We start from the raw sequence: 20,626 nt of genomic DNA on the forward strand, positions 1-20,626 counted from the left end.
CATGCCCCCGTCCAAGCTTTCTCACCTGCCAGGCGTTGTCGGTTTGATTCTGTTCATGGCCGTCGCGCTTTTCGCGCCGTGGCTTTCTCCTCATGCCCCTGACCAAGTGGTGGGGAGGGCTTGGGATGTACCGTCGAGCCTCGCACCGTTGGGGACCGACAATCTAGGCCGAGACCTTCTTTCCCGTTTGATCTGGGGCACCCGCACCTCGCTGTCGGTGACCACTGTCGCGGCGCTGATCGCATTCGTGGCTGGCACCACGCTGGGCTTTATCGCAGGCATATGCGGCGGCTGGATCGATCAACTGATCTCGCGTGTCAACGATGTCCTGATGGCGATACCGACGCTGATACTGGCGCTGGTCATTCTGGCGACGCTACCCAGGACGCTCGGCGTGATTATTCTTGTGCTAGGCCTGCTGGAAGCCACCCGTATTCTGCGGGTCGCGCGCGCACTGGCGGCCGATATCGCCGCCATGGAATTCATCGATGTGGCGCGCATGCGTGGCGAAGGTCTGGGCTGGATGCTGCTGCGGGAGATTTTGCCTAATGCATTACCGATATTGATTGCTGAATTTGCCTTGCGGTTTGTCTTCATTCTGCTGTTTCTTTCTGCGTTGTCTTTCCTGGGGCTGGGCATCCAACCGCCTACCGCCGACTGGGGTGGGCTGGCTCGGGATAACAAGGACGGCATCTTGTTCGGGGTCTGGGCTGCGCTCATACCGGGAGCCGCTATCGCAACGCTGGCGCTGTGCATCAATACGCTGGCCGACTGGCTGCTCGGCGCTAACACGCGTGCGTGGGGAGCCCGCAATCATGCTTGATTTTCCACAATCTGTTGCCGGTCCACTGCTGAGTGTCGAGCGGCTACAGATCGTCGCCAAGGGCAAACCACAACGGACACTGGTCGATGATATTTCCTTCACGCTCAACCCAGGTGAAGTGCTCGGTTTGATTGGCGAGTCTGGAGCAGGAAAGTCCACCATCGGGCAGGCAATATTGGGTCATCTACGCGAAGGCATGACACTCACCGGCGGACGCATTCTGTTCGCTAGCCAGGATCTGCTGCGTTTGTCTGAACCTCAAATGCGCCAGATCCGGGGCAAGCGTATTGCCTACGTAGCACAGTCTGCCGCCGCAGCCTTCAACCCGGCGCTGACCATCGGCGAACAGGTAGTCGAAGCCGCCCAAGCGCATGGACTGATGGATGCTCAGGTGGCCAGGGAGCGAGCGCTGGAGTTGTTCCGCCGGTTCTCCCTACCGCAACCGGACCAGTTTTTTCTGCGCTATCCGCACCAGGTGTCGGGCGGTCAATTGCAGCGCGCGATGATCGCCATGGCACTTTGCAGCGCGCCTGATCTGATTGTGTTCGATGAGCCGACGACCGCGCTGGACGTCATCACGCAGCTAGGGATTCTTCAGGCCATCGCCGGTTTAATCCGCCAGGCCGGAGTTGCAGCGATCTACATCAGTCACGATCTGGCGGTGGTCGCTCAGTTGGCTGACCACATCATGGTACTGCGCCATGGACGGCGGGTGGAGTACGGCACGACGCGGCAGATTCTGCACGCCCCGGTTAACGAGTACACCCGCGACTTGCTCAACGCCGAGCGTGCAGGCGATCGCCCCGGGACAGTGAGATCCGAGAGCACGCAGCTGTTGGCGATCCAATCGCTCAGTGCCAAGTATCATCATCAACCGGTTTTGCACGACATCTCTCTACGTATTGCCCAGGGGCGTACGTTGGCGATCATCGGCGAATCGGGCTCTGGCAAGTCGACGTTGGGCAAAGTGATTTGCGGGCTGTTGGCGGCCGATGCAGGCACGCTGACGCTTAACGGCCAAGTGTTGCCGTCGACCCTTCGCCAGCGCACCGCTCGGCACCTGCAGCGGATACAAATGATTCACCAGATACCCGATAACGCACTCAACCCCAAACTGGTGATTGGCAGACAACTGGAACGCGCGCTGCAAAAATTCACCAGGCTGGACCGGGATCAGCGTCAAGGACGTGTCATTGAGTTGCTGCGTCAGGTAGGGCTGGACGCGACCATCGCGCAGCGTTATCCGCAGACGCTTTCCGGGGGCCAGAAACAGCGGGTATGCATAGCGCGAGCTCTCGCAGCGGGGCCGCAGCTGATCGTTTGTGATGAGCCCACCTCGGCGCTGGATCCTCTGGTTGCGCGGGGGGTATTGGCTTTACTGCGTCAGCTACAACAGGATACGGGCGTGTCGTATTTGTTCATTACTCACGATCTTCATGTCGTGAAAGAGATTGCCCATGATGTGGCGGTGCTCTGCGACGGGCGTATCGTCCGTCAAGGTTGCGTTGATGAAGCACTCGCTGCCCCGCTTGATGCCTACACCCGTCGCCTGATCGACGCGGTACCGCAAATGAGGGAGGACTGGTTAGCACAGGGATTATTATTTACCGCCGCTATCAGTCCAAGGGCAGAGAGCATCTGAGAGTCTTTCATTCAGAATGCTTGCGGTTTGTACGGCCCTGAGGCGTGGAGAAACGACAAGTACATCGATATTTTCAGGCAATTGCTCGCAAAGCGTCTGAGCCTGTTGCCGGCCCAGCGCCGTAAGCTCTGGATCAAGTGATGCAAGGTATCGATGTTCAGCATTAGCCCAGGTTTCGCCATGGCGCACGACGTATAAATGCATGAATCGCCTCAGAGAATAAACGAAAGTTGTACCTTGGTTCGTGTTCACCCACCACTCGCATCTGGAACGGATCATTCACCTCGCCGCCCGCTGATAAATCAAGGTATCGCACACCCCATGCCGTCCTGAAACCCGCGCGCCAGGGAGGATGCCGACACGCTCGAATCCAGCCGCTTCGGCCAGTTTCTGACCAGGGATGTTGGCCGACGATGCCGTCAATCGCAGCGTGTGCCCAGAAAGCTTCGACACCAGTGCGGTCAACGCCTCTTTCATCAATCCGCGGTTGGTGTGGTCCTGGCCTACCCAGTAACCGATCTCGAAACCGTGATCCTGGTCTGCGCTTGGTCTTACCCCGATACACCCCACCAGTGGCTGATCATCGTGGCGCAGCAGCAGGTAATACCGTTTCTCCGCATCAGCGGTGTAGAAGTCCTCAGCCGCGCGTTTGAGACTTTCCTCGGTGTCTTCCAGCGTCCAGTGAAGCTTGCTCCACATCAGAAAATCACGATGCAGTTCGTAACTGGCGTTCAGCGCAGTTGCCAGCTTTTCAGCGAGTCCGACATCGGGTATCACCAGCCTAAGCCGCGCGGTGTGTAGCGTCTTGGGCAAGTTCGCTTGTTGTTCGATGGTCTGCACCCAGATAAATCCGTCATCTTGCGTGGGTGGTTCAAGCAGCTGGTACACACTGTTCAGCGCGTCTTCGGGTACGCGTTTGTCAGGGCGGCGGCGCGCATTGCGTGATCGGGCAAGATCGAGAGAAGCCTTCACAAAAATAGCGATGACCGGGACCTGATGCTCGCGGGCAATGGCGAGCAGCTTTTCCCGATGCCGTTGCGCAGGCAATGCCGCATCGAACACGATCGCACGGTGACCCAATCGGCCCAGGTTCTCCGATATCCAGCGAGATTTGCCTGCACCCTGCACGCCCATCACCAGGTAAACGTGCGCACCACGCCTGGCTCTCGACAACTCGTCACTCAAACGGGCATACGCCGACTCCCACGCATGGCGATTGCGTTCAGGCGTAAACTCCCTGCCGAATGCGGTTTCCAGGTAGTCGTCCGGGTTGATCAGCAGCGGCGAACCGGCGGCATCATCGTCGCCGTTCTTGTGCAGCAGGTGGACATCCGGCACATCCTCGCGCGGCCCCAGATCCCGCCAACCGCCATGCTTGTAAAAGGTCCAGGCGGGCTGATTGTTCGGGCTCGCAGAAAGACGCAGGGATTGACAACCCAGCCCGCTCAGGAAGCACCAGGCATAGGCTTCAAGCAACGTGCCCAGCCCCTGCCCTCGCCGTTCGGGAATCAGATAGAACAGATTTACGTAGCCCATCGATGGGTCGCTGGCCAGCACGCCCATTTCGATCTGGCCGATGATCTCTTCATCGCACCAGACATGCACCAGACACCCCGGCAGTTTTATCGCCTTGCGCCGTAACCACTCGGCATAACCCTTTGCCCCGCCGTGGAGACTGTGAAAACGCTCCGCCGAGCCGAAAGCGCAGGTATGCGCATCGATTCTGAACCGCTGACAAACGTCGAGGTGGGCGTCCAGATCGACAGGCTTGAACGACAAGATCGTAATGGAGGGGGTTTGTGTCATTGAAAAATGCGGTCCTTCAATAGCGCAGCGGTGTTGTCGAAGCCGAAACGGCTTGAGGCTGCTGTACGCAGGACTCTGGCCCGACCGTCGAGAGAAAAAGCCTGGCCTGACGGTTGGATCGCAGGCAGACGACGCGGCATGTCGAGGGTGCGGCTGCCACCAGCTGCTTGAGCTTGGCACGCGCCGTTTTACGAGTCGTCCACATGAAGCTGAAAAACTCCGGGAGGTTGCGCAACTGCTCTGGACAGTCCTCTGGAAGATCGGGTCGAGGGCTGCCTCGGTGAATCAACGTTCGCACAAGCACCCGCCAGAAGCGCAGCGCCGAGGAGCGATCAATCCAGATCAACAAATCAGCCCGGGCGATACGGTGGTCCCAGGTGGCGGAATGACCGCCTTCGAATATCCACTGATCGCCAGCCTCCACCTCGAGACACAGCCGCGTCTTCTCGTCGATGCTTCGCTCGATCCAGCCGGGCTGCCAATGGATAGTGTCGATGTGGATAACCGGCAGACCTGTGCGATCACCCATCTCCCGGGCCAGCGTACTTTTCCCCGAACCAGGTTGGCCTACGATCATGACACGCTGCATCAGAACTCCTACTTATCGCAAACAGAATGCAAACACCTTTAAGTATGGGCCCACGCCCCTTACTGGATGCCAGCTCACTGCCTGAGCTTTGCATCGAGGCCAGGCACCTTGCCAATGACATCAACTAACGATGGCTGAACAGGCTGACATGCGCTTTGTCCGTGGCGTGCTGGTTGCCGTTTAGAGCAATGGAAAAACCCACGGCACTAACAATGGAACGTCCTACACAGAATCCCAACGCGACAAACTTCCGATTTGTCGATGCCCCTAGCTGCGCACAACTTACGGACGAAACGGGGTTTGTGGTGTTCGGTAAAATCGGACTCGACCGGTCCCGTAAACACCCCGCAGCCATCGGCCCTCAACACCGCGCCGCTGGAGCTCAGGAACCTATACCGTTTTGCAAGAACCTTGCCGACGCGGCTTTAGGCCAAAGTGGGCCGTGCGCGTCGCTGAAGCCAGTCGACGGTTTTTTTATATCGCCAATAACCGGAATGTCCTTCCGGCAAAGCGTGCCTGCCTTGTGCAAGCGCCGAGCGCATGAGCTGCGCGGCTGTGAATGATTGAGAGATGTTCACGTCGTCTCTCTGTTTTGAGGGCTATAAGAAGCAGGCTGTCTTAACCTTCGATATGTCCCAACACCCCTATAAAGCATGCCGTGTTGGTGCCTCCATGTTTAGCGCAGCTGTTGTTTGATGCCACACACACAACAGCTGAACAACACTTTGCTCGGGCAACCACAGCAAGCTGCTTTCAGAACACTTCGATCTGAGCTTGCAACAGATGCGTGTGGCTGCCGGCTATCGGCCAGTACCGGTCATTGATTTACTGAAAGCCGTGAACCCATGAGTCCCCAGTAATTTCCAATCACCGACTCAAGTTCCGCTTTGCATTGAAGCAGTGCCGCTTTCAGCTTTTTCAAGTCGTCATGGAAGCGAAGCGCAGGCACGGCCAGCGAGATTGCGTAGTGCCCAGTTGGCTGGTCACAGTCCCATCATTGGGAGTGACCGTGTTTGGAGCCATTGCCGCAAAGCTCATCGAGCGCCTGAGCCTATACAAGGCGCTATGCCTCGGGTTGTTCAGCTATGAATTACTGGGTGCCGTGGGTTTGATGCTTCATGGCCCGATCGCGGTGTTTAGCGATCGCCTCCTGCTCGGCGGATCGACAGCCCTCGTCATGGCGGCAGGTACGGGGCTGATCTCTGAGTTTTACGAGAGCAAAGCTTGCATGACTATGATCGCCAGCCAAGGCATGGCCATCGAGCTGGGCGGCGTGATTTTTCTGTTCATTGGGGGGCTGTTGGCCAGCGCAGGATGGCGATGGCCGTTTGCGCTTTACCTCACCGCCTGGATATTTCTTGCTCTTATCCTGATTTTCGTCCCGCGGCCTGAGCGTCATCATCGGGCAGGACACGTCAGCTGCGGGTGTTCGGGTGTGCTTGCGTCATCGCTTAAGGGGTGGCACTGATGCTTTTGTTTGCTCATAAACATCGCTGAATAAGGTTCACTGCTCAAGCCGACTGCTGAGCCGGCAGCGAGTGGAGGAAAGCCGCTTTGGGTCGAAACAATCTACCTCTGGGCCAGTTCTTTATCTGGCGGGAGCATTTACTGAACGCCAGCGCGGCATCGTCAGCAGGCTAAACCGTCACAAAGCCCTCACCCGAACCCCGCCTGCCTTTCAATCACTCACAACTAGAACAGGTTTATCTGCTGATGCCGTTCGCCTCGAATAACCCGTCCAACGCGTATTGCACGGTCGGCGTGACTGATCGGCGAGGCTCGAACTGATCGGCTCGGCTGCGCGTTCAAACAGATCCTGACCTCGGTCCCCCCGCTACCCGCAGATCGGCGTCGCGCATCCGGTGTTCTGCCTGTTCAATCGCTCTGAAGCATCAGCGCCACCGTCCATTAGATCTGGCCTCAGAAAAAATAGCCGAACTTACTAGACGACTGGTCTACTTGCTGATACTTTTGCCTCACTCTCACCCAACAAAGGAATCCGCCATGAAGACCCGCCTCAAGCTGTTGGCCTTTGCATCATCGTTAGCGCTGTCGATCCACGTCGGTCTGTCTGCTGCTCAGGAAACTGCAGCGAGCACGCCTGCCAAAACGGTTGTTCTGGTCCACGGCGCTTTTGCCGACGGCTCGTCCTGGAACAAGGTGATTCCTCTTTTGGAGAAGGCTGGGTTGAAGGTCGTCGCCGTGCAGAACCCGCTCGACTCGCTTGAAGGGGATGTGGCGTTTACTGACCGGGCTATCGCCGACGCAAACGGACAGGTGGTATTGGTGGGGCATTCATGGGGCGGCGCAGTCATCACCGAGGCCGGCGTCAACGATAAGGTCCACTCGCTCGTCTACGTCGCCGCCTATGCGCCAGACGATGGCCAGTCGGTGCTCGATACCGCCAAAGGCTACCCACAGATGCCCGGCCGGTCTTCGCTGGTCAAGGACGCAGCTGGCTATATCAAGGTCAGCGACGAGGGCGTCGCCCAATACTTTGCTGCAGACCTTCCCCGCTCCGAACAGGCAATAGTTGCCGCCACTCAGGGCGCATTGAACAGTGTTGCACTGAGCCAACCCGTCACTCGTGCAGCGTGGCACGACACGCCGTCTTACGTTGTGGTCGCCAGCAACGACACCATCATTTCCCCGCAGCAGCAAAGGGACCAGGCCAAACGCATGCATGCGACGTCCGTTGAAGTGCCGTCGAGTCACGTTGCGATGCTTGCCTACCCCAAGGCCGTTGCTGATTTGATTATCAAGGCAGCACGCTAAAAAATTTGCCGACTCACTAGACGACCGGTCTACTTAAATGTGCCGTCACGTGATCTGCCCTTCACCGTCACCTCTCTTCAACAAGGAATCAAAATGAAAATCCTCATGGTATTGACCTCTCACGACACACTTGGCAACACCGGCCGCAAGACCGGCTTTTGGCTGGAAGAACTGGCAGCGCCCTACTACGAATTCCTTGCAGCCGGAGCGCAAATCACGCTGGCTTCGCCCAAAGGCGGTCAGCCGCCCCTCGATCCGAAAAGCAACGAAGTCTCGTTCCAGACCGATCTGACTCGCCGCTTCGAGGCTGATGCGCAGGCGAACGCCCAATTGGCAGCCACGGTGCGCCTGGACAGCGTGTCCCAAGCGGATTACGACGCAGTCTTCTACCCAGGCGGTCATGGTCCGCTATGGGACCTGGCCGAAGACATGAACTCGATCCAGCTGATCCAGGCATTTCTGGCTGCCGGCAAGCCTGCAGCCCTCGTCTGCCATGCGCCTGGCGTGCTGCGCCATGTAAAGAACGCTGACGGCACACCGCTTGTGCAAGGCAAACACGTCACTGGCTTCACCAACACCGAGGAAGAGGCTGTCGGCCTGACCAATGTGGTGCCATTCCTGGTGGAAGACGAACTTAAAGCTAAAGGCGGGCTGTATTCCAAGGGCGAGGATTGGGGCTCATATGTGGTCAGCGATGGCCTGCTGATCACGGGTCAGAACCCAGGCTCGTCAACCGAAGCCGCGAAAGTTCTGCTCGAAAAGCTGAGCCATTCAGCTGGCTGAACCTCCCATTGTCGGAGGCGCTTGGCACCTCCTTCACTACCCGTTGAACAGTGTGGATCGCAGCGGTCTGCCCCGGCCGCTGCGATCAAAGCACGCTCTGAAGGAATCGAATCATGCAGCACAGCTCACTCTTTGAAGCAGTAACACTGGGTTCCCGTGTCCTGAAAAACCGGATTGTCATGCCTGCGCTCACTCGCCAACGCAGCGGCCAGCCCGACGATATCCCCACGCCCCAAATGGCCACTTATTATCGGCAACGTGCTGGCGCAGGCTTCATCGTTACCGAAGGCACCCAGATCGAGCCGCGCGGCAAAGGGTACGCCTGGACGCCGGGTATCTACAGCCAGGCGCAGATTGAGGGATGGAGCAAAGTGACGGACGCGGTACATGCCGAAGGCGGCGTGATTTTCGCGCAGCTCTGGCACGTTGGCCGGGTTTCCCATACCCAGTTGCAGCCAGGGCATGCAGCGCCTCTCGCTCCTTCAGCGATCCAGGCACTGAATGCCAAATCCTTCATTGAAACCTCGCCGGGCGCTGGCAGGCTGGTCGAACCATCGATGCCCCGCGAACTGACCGTCACAGAAATAAAGGAGTTGGTTGAGCTTTATGCCCAGGCCGCACGCAATGCGCTGAACGCCGGTTTCGATGGCGTCGAGATTCATTCGGCCAACGGCTACCTGGTCAATCAGTTCATCTCCACACATGCGAACCAGCGCACGGATGAGTATGGCGGCTCGCTGCATAACCGTCTGCGCTTACTGCGTGAAGTGGTTGAGGCGGTCAGCGCAGTGACAGGGCCGGACCGGGTTGGGGTGAGATTCACACCGCTGTTTACCAGCACCAACGAAGACCGCGTCTACATCGGTTTCGTCGAGCAAGATCCACATCAAACCTACATAGAAGCCATCAAGGTACTCGAGCAGGCCGGTATTGCTTACCTGTCTATTGCCGAAGCCGATTGGGCCAACGCCCCGGACCTGCCCGAGACTTTTCGCCGTGAAGCGAGGCGCACATTCAGCGGCCGCATCATTTACGCAGGGCTCTATGACGCGGCCCGCGCGGCGCGCATGGTCGAGGCCGGTTACGCCGATTTCATCGCGTTTGGACGGCCATTCATCGCCAACCCTGATCTGCCCCAGCGGATTGCCAACGGCTGGCCCCTGAACAAGGTCGATCCGGCCACGCTGTATGGCGGCGGCGAGCAAGGCTTCACAGACTACCCGGTGTATTCCAGGGCCGAACTCACTGCCAATGAAGAGGCGTTGTCATGAGCATGCACAGTATCTGCAGCGCCCGGTCGGCCCCCTTTTATCGCATCCCGATGCCCGACCCGACATCGCCTGTCCAGTGGACTCCGGTCCACCCGACCGGGGTAACCGCAAAGCCTGAGACCATCCCGGCAACCCTTGCCGTTCTCTGCATCGTCCTGGTTGCGCTCACCTTGCGCCCGGCCATCGTGTCCGTTGGCCCGTTGCTGCCTGACATGCTTCAGACCTTCGGTTTGTCGCACACACAGGCCTCGTTGCTGACGGCGATTCCCACGCTGCTGATGGGTTTGCTGGCGATTCCGGCGCCCTGGCTCGCCCGTCGCTTGGGCCGCGACCGCGTCATTCTGGCTGCGCTGGCGGTGTTGTGTGCTTCCACCGTCCTGCGCCCTTTCGTTGGCTCGATCGCCCTGCTGTTCCTAAGCACCGCAGGCGTGGGGGCCGGTATTGCAGTAGCCGGCGCCCTGATAACCGGCTTTATCAAAGCCAGCTACCCAAGGCAGGCGGCGCTACTGGTAGGGGTTTACGCGACCGCCCTGGCACTAGGCAGCACGCTGGCTGCTGCCCTCACGGGCCCCTTGGCCTCGGTCGCCGCCAGTTGGCGTATCAGTGCAGCCTTCTGGGCGCTGCCAGTGATCGTCGCGCTCGTCGCCTGGTTGTATGTAGAACGTCGGGGGCGGGTTGGCGAACAGACCAAAGTACCCAGAGCCGCCCATCCAATGCCGTTACGTAATCGGACTGCCTGGTTGATTGCCGTGTTCTTCGCCTGCAACAACTTCATCTTTTATGCCTACATCTCATGGATTGCGCCGATCTATGTAGACCTCGGACAGACGAACACCGCCGCAGGGCTCATTCTGGCCAGCTTTACCCTGGCCTTCATGATTGCCAACCCTCTGTTTGGGTTTCTCAGTAGAAATGAAGACCGACGCCTGGCCCTGGCCGTCAGTTCCGCAATCGCGTTCACGGGAATTCTCGCCACGGCACTGGCGCCACAGGCCATGCCGTTTGTGATGGTTTCGGTGATTGCCTTCGGCACCGGCGGGGCGTTCACATTGGGTATGACCTTGCCACTGGACAACACCAGGACGTCAGAGGAGGCGAATGCGTGGAACGCCATGGTGCTGCTGTTCAGCTACATCGTTGCTGCGGCGGGGCCGCTGGTCATGGGATACCTGCGAGACGTCACCGGCAATTTCCAGCTTTCACTTTGGCTCCTGGTCGCTGCGAGTTTCATTATGCTGGCGTTGACACCCTTTCTTCAGCCGTACCGAAAAGAGGCCGCATCAGAGCCTGCGCCGCAAGGCCGCTGAGCTTCAGGGCCAGCAGGATCCCGACGCACTCGCAGCGACAGTCACCCGCGACTTCGGGCTATAGACGACCGGTCTAGTTAGCACTAGAGTGTCATCCGACGCCAATGCAAGTGAGTGAATCAACCCCAACCGTGCGCAGGTGAGCTATGCATGGGTGATCCGAGGCTTTGTCCTGCGGCCCTGAATCAGCAAGCGTGCCGCAGGTCTTTCCCGTTACGTTGTCTGCCAACTGCAACAATCTGCACAATCCACCGTTTATCACTGTGAAATAACCAACATGACAGCATCCGCGAAATTCAAGACGTCCGATGTGCGTGCGGACATCCTCAGTGCTGGCCAACGCATCATGGCCGCCAAGGGCTATTCTGCGGTCGGCTTGAACGAAATACTGGCGACCGTAGGCGTACCGAAGGGGTCGTTCTATCACTACTTCGGCTCCAAGGACGCTTTTGGCGAAGCCCTGTTGGAAAGCTACTTCGAAGACTACCTGGCGGAACTGGATCGAACGCTCAGCCAATCAGACATGAGCATGGCTGAGCGCCTGATGGACTACTGGCGCATATGGCAGGAATCACAATCTTTCGAGGACTGCCAAGGCAAATGCCTGGCCGTGAAACTCGGGGTGGAAGTAGCCGATCTGTCTGAAGCCATGCGTGCGGTGCTCAAGCGCGGCACTTCGGGGATCATCAGCCGAATCGAGCATGCTGTCGAAGCTGGCGTCGCAGAAGGCTCGTTTGCCATCAGCGAAAATCCACAGACCGTGGCTCAGAGCCTGTATCAGTTGTGGGTCGGGGCAAGTGTGATGGTCAAGATCACCCGCAGCATGCAGCCTTTCGAGACTGCAATGCTTACGACCCGAAGATTACTCAACGTCGCCTGATGCTGCCAAAGAGTGTCCGCAGTGTTGGTTACGGATACGCCGCAGACCTTCATGTGGCAAGCCCATGGGTTACGGCGATGGGACAGTTGCTGCTGCCAATCCTTCGTGCAGATGATGGCCGCTCCCTGCCTCGGACCTTGGAAGGCGCATGAACTCCGGTCAAAGGACATCACTGATCAGTCGCTCTGGTGTGGCGACACCAGACAAAAGACGAGCACAAAAAAAGGCCAGCTATGCGCTGGCCTTTTCGGTACTTCGTTTGGCTCCACGACCTGGACTCGAACCAGGGACCCAGTGATTAACAGTCACTTGCTCTACCAACTGAGCTATCGCGGAATGCGAGCTATCTTACTGATTAAAAAAGAGAAGTCAAGCGACCCCGGTAAAAATTTCAAAGCAACCGCTCATCCCTCTGTCTGGCTGCAAGACCAACTGTGCCAGATAGCCTCAGGCCCACCCAAGGCTTGCCTGTCTGCAGCGCGCAAACGTGCATCACGGAGTAATCACGCGTCAGGCTGGTGCCCCGGGCAGCACGCAGTGCATTGGCGTCGCAATGCCCCGAGCCGAGTTCCACCCGGAGCACGTTTGAGCGGATCAAAACGGCTTAACGGCGATCCAGCCACACGGTCTGTGCATTGCAGAACTCGCGGATGCCGAAGTGCGAAAGCTCACGGCCGAAGCCGCTTTTCTTCACACCACCGATGGGCACGCGGGCGTCGGATGCGGTGTAGCCGTTAATGAACACGCCGCCGGTTTCCAGGCGCGCGGCGATGTCGCGGGCTTTTTGCACGTCGGCAGTCCAGACGCTGCCCGCCAGGCCGAACTCGCTGTCGTTGGCCAGTTCCACCGCATGGTCGGCGTTTTGCGCGACGATGAGCGAGGCCACCGGGCCGAACAGCTCTTCCTTGAACGAGGTCATGTCAGAACGGACGTTGGAGAGGATGGTCGGGACATAAAAATTGCCCTCGCCCGCCAGTTTGTCGCCGCCCAACAACAGCGTGGCGCCTTCGGATACGGTCTTTTGCACCTGGGCGTGCAGCTCATCACGCAGGTCATATCGCGCCATCGGGCCGATGTAGTTTTCCTCGATCAGCGGATCGCCGATCTTCAGCGCCTTGACCGCCGCCACGAACTTCTCGGTGAATGCAGGCAACACACTCTCCTCGACAATGATGCGCTTGGCGGCCACACAGATCTGACCGCTGTTCTGATAGCGCCCGGCGGTCGCGGCCTTGACCGCTTCGTCCAGATCAGCATCGGCCAGTACGATGAACGGATCCGAGCCACCCAGCTCCAGCACGCATTTCTTCAGCGCTGCCCCCGCCTGCGCGGCAATCGCCGACCCGGCACGCACACTGCCGGTGACGGCGACCGCGGCAATGCGCGGGTCGGCAATGGCGGTGGAAACGCCTTCGTTGGTGACGTTGATCACTTCAAAGACACCCTCCGGCAGACCGGCCTGGGCCCAGGCATCGCGCAGCAGATAGGCGCAGCCCATGACGTTCGGGGCGTGTTTGAGGACGTAGGTGTTGCCAGCCAGGATCATCGGAATCGCGCCGCGCATCACTTGCCAGATCGGGAAGTTCCACGGCATGACGGTCAGAATCGGCCCCAGCGGCAAATAGTCGATGTACGCCTTGTCGTTTTCCACCGGGGTTTTTTCCGGAGTCAGCATGGCTGGGCCGTTCTCGGCGTACCACTCGCAAGTGACCGCACACTTTTCGACTTCGCCCCGGGACTGAGCGATCGGCTTGCCCATTTCAGCGGTGATCATCTGCGCCATCGCTTCGGCATTGTTGCGCAGGGCCTGGGCCATCTTGCGCAGCTGCTCGGCGCGCACGCTGACCGGTTGTTTGCGCCAGCTCTTGAACCCTGCGGCGGTGCGAGCCAATGAGCGCTCGAGATCGGCCGCCTGCTCAAACGGGTATTGGGCGAAGACCTCGCCGGTGGCGGGGTTCAGCGAGATGGCGTGCGATGCAGATGCGTGTTTCGACATGACGGAAAGCCTCCTGTAGGGGTTGATCTTCACCGCTTGGCTGACGCCTGTTGATGAAGTCTTGGGACCACGATAGGCTCTCGGCTGAATTTCCGATAATGAATAATTATCAAAAATACATTCACTTTCCGAGAAAGATGCGAGTTCACTCATGGACCTGACCCAACTTGAACTGTTCCGGGCAATTGCCGAAGAAGGCAGTATCACCGCCGCCGCCCAGCGCCTGCATCGCGTGCCCTCCAACCTGACCACGCGCATCAAGCAGCTGGAGCAGGAACTGGGCGTTGACCTGTTCATCCGCGAGAAACTGCGCTTGCGCCTGTCAGCCACCGGCTGGACGTTCCTGGACTACACCCGGCGCATCCTGGAACTGGTGGAGGAAGCCAGACAGGCGACCTCTGGCTCCGAGCCCCAGGGCGTGTTCTCGCTCGGTTCCATGGAGAGCACCGCCGCAGTGCGCATCCCGTCGCTGCTGGCTGCGTTTCATCAGCGTTACCCCAAAGTCGAACTGGATCTGTCCACCGGTCCTTCCGGCGACATGATCGACGGCGTCCTGTCAGGTCGTCTCAGTGCCGCCTTCGTCGACGGACCTCTGCGCCATCCCGAGCTTGAGGGCATCGAACTGTTCGAAGAGGAAATGCTACTCATCACCGCAGCCAGCCATGATCCGGTGGCCAGGGCGCAAGACGTGACCAGCAAGACGGTGTACGCGTTTCGCCAGAACTGCTCGTACAGGCGGCATTTCGAAGCCTGGTTCAAGGCCGATATGGCGACCCCCGGCAAGATCTTTGAAATGGAGTCTTATCACGGCATGCTCGCCTGCGTGACCGCCGGTGCCGGGGTGGCCATGGTGCCGCGCAGCATGCTCGAAAGCATGCCGGGCAGTCGCAACGTCAATGCCTATCCATTGAGTGAAGAATTTCGCTACCTCAACATCTGGCTCACCTGGCGTCGGGGTGTGCGCTCACCGGCGCTGAGCGCATTCATCGATCTGGTACAGACCACCGTGGGCCACGAGGGGATACCGTCCGCCGGCTGAGCGCTGCCGATCATGACGAGGCTTGGCTGGTGTACCGCAGCCAAACCGCCCCACCGTCCTGTACCTCGGCCGACGAGAGGGTCAGATCAGCAGGCCGTTGCCAAGCATCCGGCGATACCTCGAACGATGCCGGGTGCTCTCCCCGGCCATCCACCAGCGGCAAAATCAGCACACTCACCTCATCCACCAGCCCGGCGTTGACGAACGAGCCGCTGACATGCGGGCCGCCTTCGACAATCAGGCGTTTGCAACCCAGCTCATTGCCCAGAATCTCGACGACCTGCCGCAGGTCGATATCGGTCTTGCCGGCAAAAATGTACGACACACCCACAGACTGCAAATAGGCCAGGTAATCGTCGGCCACAGCCTCCGTAAGCACTTCGACGACATGGGAATCAAGTGCCTGATTGGTCTTCCAGGCGACCTTGCCGTGCGGGTCGATGGACACCGCGTACGTTTTGGCGTCGCGGTCGGCGAAGTGATGGGTACGGGGAATGGGGGCTTTGGCCAGCCCTTTGGGATAGCCGTCGTCGTGGGCAATTTCCTGCATCGTCACGCGGCCGCAGATCCAGGCGTCGAACTCGAATGTCTGGGCCAGTTTCTCGTAAAGATCCCCGGCGTTTTTCTTCAACGTGCGATCCCAACCGTCCGTCAGGGCGTGGCCGTCAAGCGACGACATCATGTGGCAGATAACGTAAGGCTGCATGGTGAACTCCATGAGTGGTTGAACGATCTAGAGCCGACCCGGATCAGCCGCCAATAGTTCAGCCCGAAACACTCATCGCTGGCCGCCCGCGCGGCTTATCCACCGGCCGGGCGGCCCGCCATGCACCTGCTCTTGGGTAAACGCCAGCCGCTCCGTTCGCCTGGCAGGGACATCAAAAGCGATCATCGCGCGTTGAATCGGGATGATCGCTCGCAGCGCTTACCTGGTCAGGCACTCGTAGCAGAGTTCGCCCGCCAGCTCCCGGACTTTCATTCGGTCCCACTTGTCCGCCGCCACGCGAGAGGCGCCGGTCTTGTCCGACCCATCGGATGCCAGCCCACGCTCAGGCTGACCATTGGCCGCGACCGAGTTGGCGCCCACGTGATCGGCACCGTCGGCTGCTACTGCGTTGGCACCGACGTGATCAGCACCGTCAGCGGCAACACGGTTGGCACCCACACGATCTGCACCGTCGGCTGCCACGGCGTTGGCGCCGACATGATCAGCACCATCAGCCGCAACACGGTTGGCACCCACGCGATCGGCACCGTCCGCTGCTACTGCGTTGGCACCGACATGATCAGCACCATCGGCTGCAACACGGTTGGCACCCACACGATCGGCACCGTCGGCTGCTACTGCATTGGCACCGACGTGATCAGCACCGTCAGCGGCAACACGGTTGGCACCCACGCGATCGGCACCGTCGGCTGCTACCGAGTTGGCGCCGACATGATCCGCGCCATCAGCCGCAACACGGTTGGCACCCACGCGATCGGCACCGTCGGCTGCTACTGCGTTGGCACCCACATGATCCGCGCCATCAGCGGCAACACGGTTCGCACCCACGCGATCGGCACCGTCGGCTGCTACTGCGTTGGCGCCGACGTGATCGGCACCATCAGCGGCAACACGGTTGGCACCGACACGATCGGCACCGTCAGCGGCAACACGGTTGGCACCAACACGATCGGCACCGTCGGCTGCTACCGCGTTTGCGCCGACATGATCAGCACCATCAGCGGCAACACGGTTGGCCCCGACACGATCGGCACCATCAGCGGCAACACGATTGGCCCCAACGCGATCGGCACCATCAGCGGCAACACGGTTGGCACCTACGCGATCAGCGCCATCAGCCGCAACTCGATTGGCCCCAACGCGATCCGCACCATCAGCCGCTACTGCGTTGGCACCCACATGATCGGCGCCATCGGAGGCAGTGGCATTGGCGCCCACATGGTCCGCGCCATCGGACGCCGTCGCGTTGGCGCCGACGTGATCACTGCCATCGGATGCGGTTCGGTTCGGGCCTACTTTGTCGGAGCCGTATTCGGCGACGGTCTTGCCCTGATTCACATCGCTGGCCGCATACGCGGCCGACACACCCAAAGCCAGTACGGAAACCGTCAGGCCCCAAATCAATTGTCTCTTCATTACCGATTGCTCCAAGTGTCATGTCGGTTGATGCGAGCAAGATGCTCAGGTGACTGCCTTCCTCGACATATAGAAGTCGTACTTATAACAAGAACGACCATCAGATCCTGACGTGCACATATGGCCTAATTATCAGCGGGCCGGAAACGTTTTAACCGGACAGTTAATCGCAACGGCCAACACTCGCGCACGGTCAGGATAGACCCTGACCACGCCGAGTGCCCGTCTATCCGGGGCCGATCCGCCAAGTGGCGCTTTTACAAAAGCACTCAGGTTCGATAAAGCGCTTTGCTATTAGTTCGCCAACCTTGGAATAAAAGCACGATCAGGCAATGGAGGCGCAAGCAACCTGCCCAACTCATTAATTGGATTTTGGTAATAATGAGCAACCAGACTAACGCCCCTATTAAGTGCAGCAGATAATCAACTAACTAAATAGCGTTGCGCACTTCAGGCAAGTCATTGATTTCATGAACGTCACTTTCGGGCATCGGCGATTGCATCCGAACGCCCCGCGTGTGCGCAAACGCCGATTGCAACCTCATCTGTAGCAGTCCGGCATGCTGGCGGTGGCGATTTCCTGCATCAATATCGACGCCATTGCCCATGGCCGCAGGGGAAAAACCACACGTCGGCCGCTGAAAAAGCCGATCCGAGTGTGCCCAACGCCCGTCCCAGAGCCGCCGCAGCTTTCTATTAATGCGGTCGATGTTCAACATAAAGGTGATTGTCTTCAGGTCTTCCGGTGCTCGCGTAACATCGCCTCCATCGCAAGTCAGCCAACATTTACCTTCAAGGACTCACGACCATGACTATCCATCTGATCAACGCCGCCGCGCTCGCCGCCGTCACCGTCTTCCTGGTCAACCGTGCCTTTGCGTTCTACGACCTGGTCAATGCAGCCACCGTTTCCGAGCACATCTGAAGCCGCGTTCAGACCCTCGGGCTGGTCCACGGGCGCGAATGCCTCAAGGCATCGGCCGGGTCTCCTGGGACATGAACTCGGTGATCCGCGAGCGCAACCAGCGTTCGGCCGGATCGTTGTCATGCACCCCGCTCCAGACCATCGACAACTCCGCCGGCTCGATCGGGAATGGCGGATCTTCGGCCCGCAGGGCACAACCTTCCACCAACGCGCAAGCAGCGTAGTCAGGCACGGTTGCGATCAGCTCGGTGCCGGCCAGCAAGGCGCGCAGGCCGCTGAATTGCGGCACGGCCACCACCACCCTGCGCGCGCGCCCGACCTTGGCCAGGTCAATGTCGATGTTGCCGCTCAAGTCCCCGGAAAACGAGACCATGGTGTGCGGACGCTCGCAGTAATCGTCCAGCGTCAAGGCGCCAGGGCGCTTGTCGCCGCGCAGCACCTTGCAGCCGATGTCGCGCAATTTCTTGCGCTTGGCGTTGGCCGGCAACTCGGTGGTGTAGCTGATGCCCACCGAGATTTCGCCGGAAGCCAGCAACGCCGGCATCAACAGGAAGTTGGCTCGGCGCACGACGACGATGATCCCCGGCGCCTCCTCGCGCAGCTGGCTGAGCAATGGCGGAAACAGACCGAACTCGGCATCATCGGACAGCCCGATGCGAAACACGTCGCAACTGGTGCTGGGATCGAACTCCTTGGCCCGGCTCACCGCCCCGGAAATGGTATCCAGCGCCGGCTGCAGCTCTTTGAGAATGTCCAGCGCACGAGCCGTGGGTTCCATGGCCCGGCCGTTGCGCAACAACAGCGGGTCATCGAACAGGTCGCGCAGTCGCGCCAGCGCCGCGCTGATCGCAGGTTGGCCCATGAACAGCTTCTCGGCCACGCGAGTCAGGTTTCGCTCGAACATCAGGGCTTCGAAGATCACCAGCAGGTTCATGTCGACACGGCGCAAGTCGTTGCGATTCATTGATCGTTTCCGGGGTAAACGTGGGGAATTGGCCGAGACGGCCAGAAACCGTGCAACAGGCCTGTGCAGATATACACGCAGCGCCGCCGTGCGGATTGAACAAATGTGCTCCGGGCACAACTGCCCTGTCCAGCGTCGTTGCCACCTCGGTGGGCAGAACAGCGCACCGCCCGGGCATCCACAGCGCGGGCGGCTGTCAGATCAGCCCCTCACCGCCCCCCCCGCTCGAGCATCAAGCATCAAGCATCAAGCATCGAGCATCAGCCTTGTCCGCCGCGCGACAGAGGCCCATGCCCATCAATCCGCGCAGCAGACCAGCGCTTGCGCCATCGAGCGACGCCAGTTGAACGGCGTGACGCCCACCACACGGGTAAAGACCCGGGTGAAATGCGATTGATCGGCAAAGCCGCAATCCAGGCTGATCTGCGAGATGGTCAACGCCGATTCGCCGAGCAGGCCCTTGGCCCGGTCCAGACGCAATTGCAGATACCAGTCGCGTGGCGAAAGACCGGTGTTCTTCTTGAAGGCTCTGGAAAAATGGCTGCGCGACAGGGAGCACTCGCTGGCGATTCCGGCAATCGACAGACCTTTGTCCATCTGGCTGGACATCAGCTCCTTGGCTCGCCGCTCCTGCCAGGGCGACAGCGCAACCCGCTCCACCGGCGCCGGGGCGACCTTGGGTGCAACGGCTGGCCCCAGATGCAGCGACAGCTCATGCATGACCTGTTCGAGCAACGCTCGCTCGCTGCCCGGCAGTGAGCGCAGGGACGTCAGCAACGAACGAAACGGTGAAGGGTTGATTGCATTCATTGCGAAAACTCCAGCTCACAAGCGGTCACAGGAGTCTGGTTCGATGGCGCCTTAAAGTCCTTCTCGGGGTATTAAATGTTCTGAATGGTTACTAATCAATGCGCTTGATAACGCTGTTGCAGACGCTTTCAGAACATTTCAGTCGCGCCACAAGGACGCCTTGCCCGCACCCGCCTATGGTGGTTGTTCCAAGAGACACGGTTCGCTGCGAGGGATGCAAGTGACCACCCGATACGTTGCTGGAATCCCGGTCCCCGACAGCGCGATGGCCCGCGCGGCGACCGAGTTGATGAGCCAGACCCAGTCCGGGCTGATGTTCGACTCAGCCCGGCGTACGTTTGTGTTCGCAAGCCTGCTGGGCGGCAGTCGAGAGCTGCGCTACGACCCCGATCTGCTGTACATCGGCGCGCTGTTCCTGCGCATTGGCGTCACTGCGTTGTATCGTCATTCACAGCAGCGGTTCGAGATCGACAGTGCCGACGCTGCGGCGCAGTTTCTACGAGGCTACGGCCGCTCACGCGACGACATCGCCGAGGTCTGGGATGCCATTGCCCTGCACACCACCCCAGGCATTCCCGAGCACAAACCGGCGTTGACCGCACTGCTGTCAGCTGCCGTGCAGACCGATCTGCTCGGCACGCATTGCCAGGCACTGTGCCCCGGTGTGCTGGCGCGGGTGCTCAGCGCGTACCCCCGCGAGTCTGGCTTCAAGTTCAAATTCCTGCACATTCTGGCCCAGGGCCAACTGCACCGACCTCAGAGCACGTTTGGGACCATCAATGCCGATGTGTTGTCGTTTCATGATCGGCGCCTGAAGGTAGGCGGCTTTTGCGAGCAGTTGCTGGCGTCCAGCTGGCCCTATTGAGCACGCGC

General features: G+C 59.6%; 19 protein-coding genes, 1 tRNA gene and 2 pseudogenes. 10 read left to right on the forward strand and 12 right to left on the reverse strand.

What is annotated here, in order from left to right:
* The first annotated feature begins 1 nt into the window (after position 1).
* Both ACI2KS_RS22000 and ACI2KS_RS22005 read left to right on the forward strand, forming a co-directional pair.
* Positions 2-823: an ABC transporter permease gene (locus ACI2KS_RS22000; RefSeq protein WP_404623116.1), complete on the forward strand. Its 822-nt coding sequence runs from the start codon at positions 2-4 to the stop codon at positions 821-823.
* The gene (locus ACI2KS_RS22005) at positions 816-2,465 is read left to right on the forward strand and encodes an ABC transporter ATP-binding protein (RefSeq protein WP_404623117.1); all 1,650 of its coding nucleotides are present in this window, start codon (positions 816-818) and stop codon (positions 2,463-2,465) included. Before ACI2KS_RS22000 ends, ACI2KS_RS22005 begins: the two co-directional genes overlap by 8 nt.
* Here ACI2KS_RS22005 and ACI2KS_RS22010 read toward each other — a convergent pair.
* The 3 genes from ACI2KS_RS22010 to ACI2KS_RS22020 are packed head-to-tail and all read right to left on the reverse strand — an operon-like array spanning position 2,424 to position 4,860.
* Positions 2,424-2,744 (reverse strand): histidine phosphatase family protein, encoded by a 321-nt coding sequence (locus ACI2KS_RS22010; RefSeq protein ID WP_404623118.1) that lies wholly within the window; start codon positions 2,742-2,744, stop codon positions 2,424-2,426. The two genes, ACI2KS_RS22005 and ACI2KS_RS22010, sit on opposite strands and share 42 nt — an antisense overlap.
* Positions 2,745-4,271 (reverse strand): GNAT family N-acetyltransferase, encoded by a 1,527-nt coding sequence (locus tag ACI2KS_RS22015; protein WP_404623119.1) that lies wholly within the window; start codon positions 4,269-4,271, stop codon positions 2,745-2,747.
* Positions 4,272-4,287: 16 nt separating this feature from the next.
* Positions 4,288-4,860, reverse strand: coding sequence for an AAA family ATPase (locus ACI2KS_RS22020; protein ID WP_404623120.1), 573 nt, complete (start codon positions 4,858-4,860; stop codon positions 4,288-4,290).
* A 928-nt stretch (positions 4,861-5,788) separates the two neighbouring features.
* On the opposite strand from ACI2KS_RS22020, the gene ACI2KS_RS22025 reads away from it, so the two are divergent.
* The 6 genes from ACI2KS_RS22025 (at position 5,789) to ACI2KS_RS22050 (ending at position 11,876) form a co-directional block, all read left to right on the forward strand.
* Positions 5,789-6,328 carry an MFS transporter gene (locus ACI2KS_RS22025; protein WP_404623121.1) on the forward strand — a complete coding sequence of 180 codons (540 nt, stop codon included), beginning with the start codon at positions 5,789-5,791 and terminating at the stop codon, positions 6,326-6,328.
* Between the two features lie 536 nt (positions 6,329-6,864).
* On the forward strand, positions 6,865-7,635 hold the full coding sequence (locus ACI2KS_RS22030) for an alpha/beta fold hydrolase (RefSeq protein WP_404623122.1): 771 nt from the start codon (positions 6,865-6,867) through the stop codon (positions 7,633-7,635).
* Between the two features lie 93 nt (positions 7,636-7,728).
* The gene (locus tag ACI2KS_RS22035; RefSeq protein ID WP_404623123.1) at positions 7,729-8,418 is read left to right on the forward strand and encodes a type 1 glutamine amidotransferase domain-containing protein; all 690 of its coding nucleotides are present in this window, start codon (positions 7,729-7,731) and stop codon (positions 8,416-8,418) included.
* A gap of 113 nt (positions 8,419-8,531) precedes the next feature.
* The gene (locus ACI2KS_RS22040; protein ID WP_404623125.1) at positions 8,532-9,689 is read left to right on the forward strand and encodes an alkene reductase; all 1,158 of its coding nucleotides are present in this window, start codon (positions 8,532-8,534) and stop codon (positions 9,687-9,689) included.
* Entirely contained in the window at positions 9,686-10,996 is a 1,311-nt protein-coding gene (locus ACI2KS_RS22045) for a CynX/NimT family MFS transporter (protein ID WP_404623126.1), read from the forward strand. The genes ACI2KS_RS22040 and ACI2KS_RS22045 overlap by 4 nt, the downstream gene beginning before the upstream one ends.
* Positions 10,997-11,273: 277 nt before the next feature.
* On the forward strand, positions 11,274-11,876 hold the full coding sequence (locus tag ACI2KS_RS22050; protein ID WP_404623127.1) for a TetR/AcrR family transcriptional regulator: 603 nt from the start codon (positions 11,274-11,276) through the stop codon (positions 11,874-11,876).
* Positions 11,877-12,136: 260 nt separating this feature from the next.
* Here the strand turns inward: ACI2KS_RS22050 and ACI2KS_RS22055 are convergent.
* Positions 12,137-12,212 (reverse strand) — tRNA-Asn (locus ACI2KS_RS22055).
* Between the two features lie 268 nt (positions 12,213-12,480).
* Entirely contained in the window at positions 12,481-13,872 is a 1,392-nt protein-coding gene (locus ACI2KS_RS22060; protein ID WP_404623128.1) for an aldehyde dehydrogenase family protein, read from the reverse strand.
* Between the two features lie 151 nt (positions 13,873-14,023).
* Here ACI2KS_RS22060 and ACI2KS_RS22065 point away from each other — a divergent pair, with 151 nt between their 5' ends.
* A complete protein-coding gene (locus ACI2KS_RS22065; RefSeq protein ID WP_404623129.1) occupies positions 14,024-14,911 on the forward strand; it encodes a LysR family transcriptional regulator in 888 nt (295 codons plus the stop codon).
* 10 nt (positions 14,912-14,921) lie between these two features.
* Here the strand turns inward: ACI2KS_RS22065 and ACI2KS_RS22070 are convergent, their stop codons facing one another.
* From ACI2KS_RS22070 to ACI2KS_RS22100, 7 genes and pseudogenes are all read right to left on the reverse strand, one after another.
* Complete coding sequence (locus ACI2KS_RS22070; protein ID WP_404623130.1) at positions 14,922-15,617, reverse strand: RibD family protein; 696 nt, start codon at positions 15,615-15,617, stop codon at positions 14,922-14,924.
* 219 nt (positions 15,618-15,836) lie between these two features.
* A complete protein-coding gene (locus ACI2KS_RS22075; RefSeq protein WP_404623184.1) occupies positions 15,837-15,998 on the reverse strand; it encodes a hypothetical protein in 162 nt (53 codons plus the stop codon).
* Positions 15,999-16,181: 183 nt separating this feature from the next.
* Positions 16,182-16,388: pseudogene (locus ACI2KS_RS22080) on the reverse strand (hypothetical protein); the annotation flags it as partial.
* Positions 16,389-16,526: 138 nt separating this feature from the next.
* Positions 16,527-16,856: pseudogene (locus tag ACI2KS_RS22085) on the reverse strand (phage infection protein); the annotation flags it as partial.
* A 629-nt stretch (positions 16,857-17,485) separates the two neighbouring features.
* Positions 17,486-17,773, reverse strand: coding sequence for a hypothetical protein (locus ACI2KS_RS22090; protein WP_404623131.1), 288 nt, complete (start codon positions 17,771-17,773; stop codon positions 17,486-17,488).
* Between the two features lie 249 nt (positions 17,774-18,022).
* Entirely contained in the window at positions 18,023-18,943 is a 921-nt protein-coding gene (locus tag ACI2KS_RS22095; protein ID WP_404623132.1) for a LysR substrate-binding domain-containing protein, read from the reverse strand.
* A 297-nt stretch (positions 18,944-19,240) separates the two neighbouring features.
* Positions 19,241-19,753 (reverse strand): helix-turn-helix domain-containing protein, encoded by a 513-nt coding sequence (locus tag ACI2KS_RS22100; protein WP_404623133.1) that lies wholly within the window; start codon positions 19,751-19,753, stop codon positions 19,241-19,243.
* Between the two features lie 220 nt (positions 19,754-19,973).
* Here ACI2KS_RS22100 and ACI2KS_RS22105 point away from each other — a divergent pair, with 220 nt between their 5' ends.
* Positions 19,974-20,618 (forward strand): phosphohydrolase, encoded by a 645-nt coding sequence (locus ACI2KS_RS22105; RefSeq protein ID WP_404623134.1) that lies wholly within the window; start codon positions 19,974-19,976, stop codon positions 20,616-20,618.
* The last annotated feature ends 8 nt before the right edge of the window (positions 20,619-20,626 follow it).

It is taken from the genome of Pseudomonas sp. NPDC087358, assembly GCF_044900785.1.
GTDB lineage: Bacteria > Pseudomonadota > Gammaproteobacteria > Pseudomonadales > Pseudomonadaceae > Aquipseudomonas.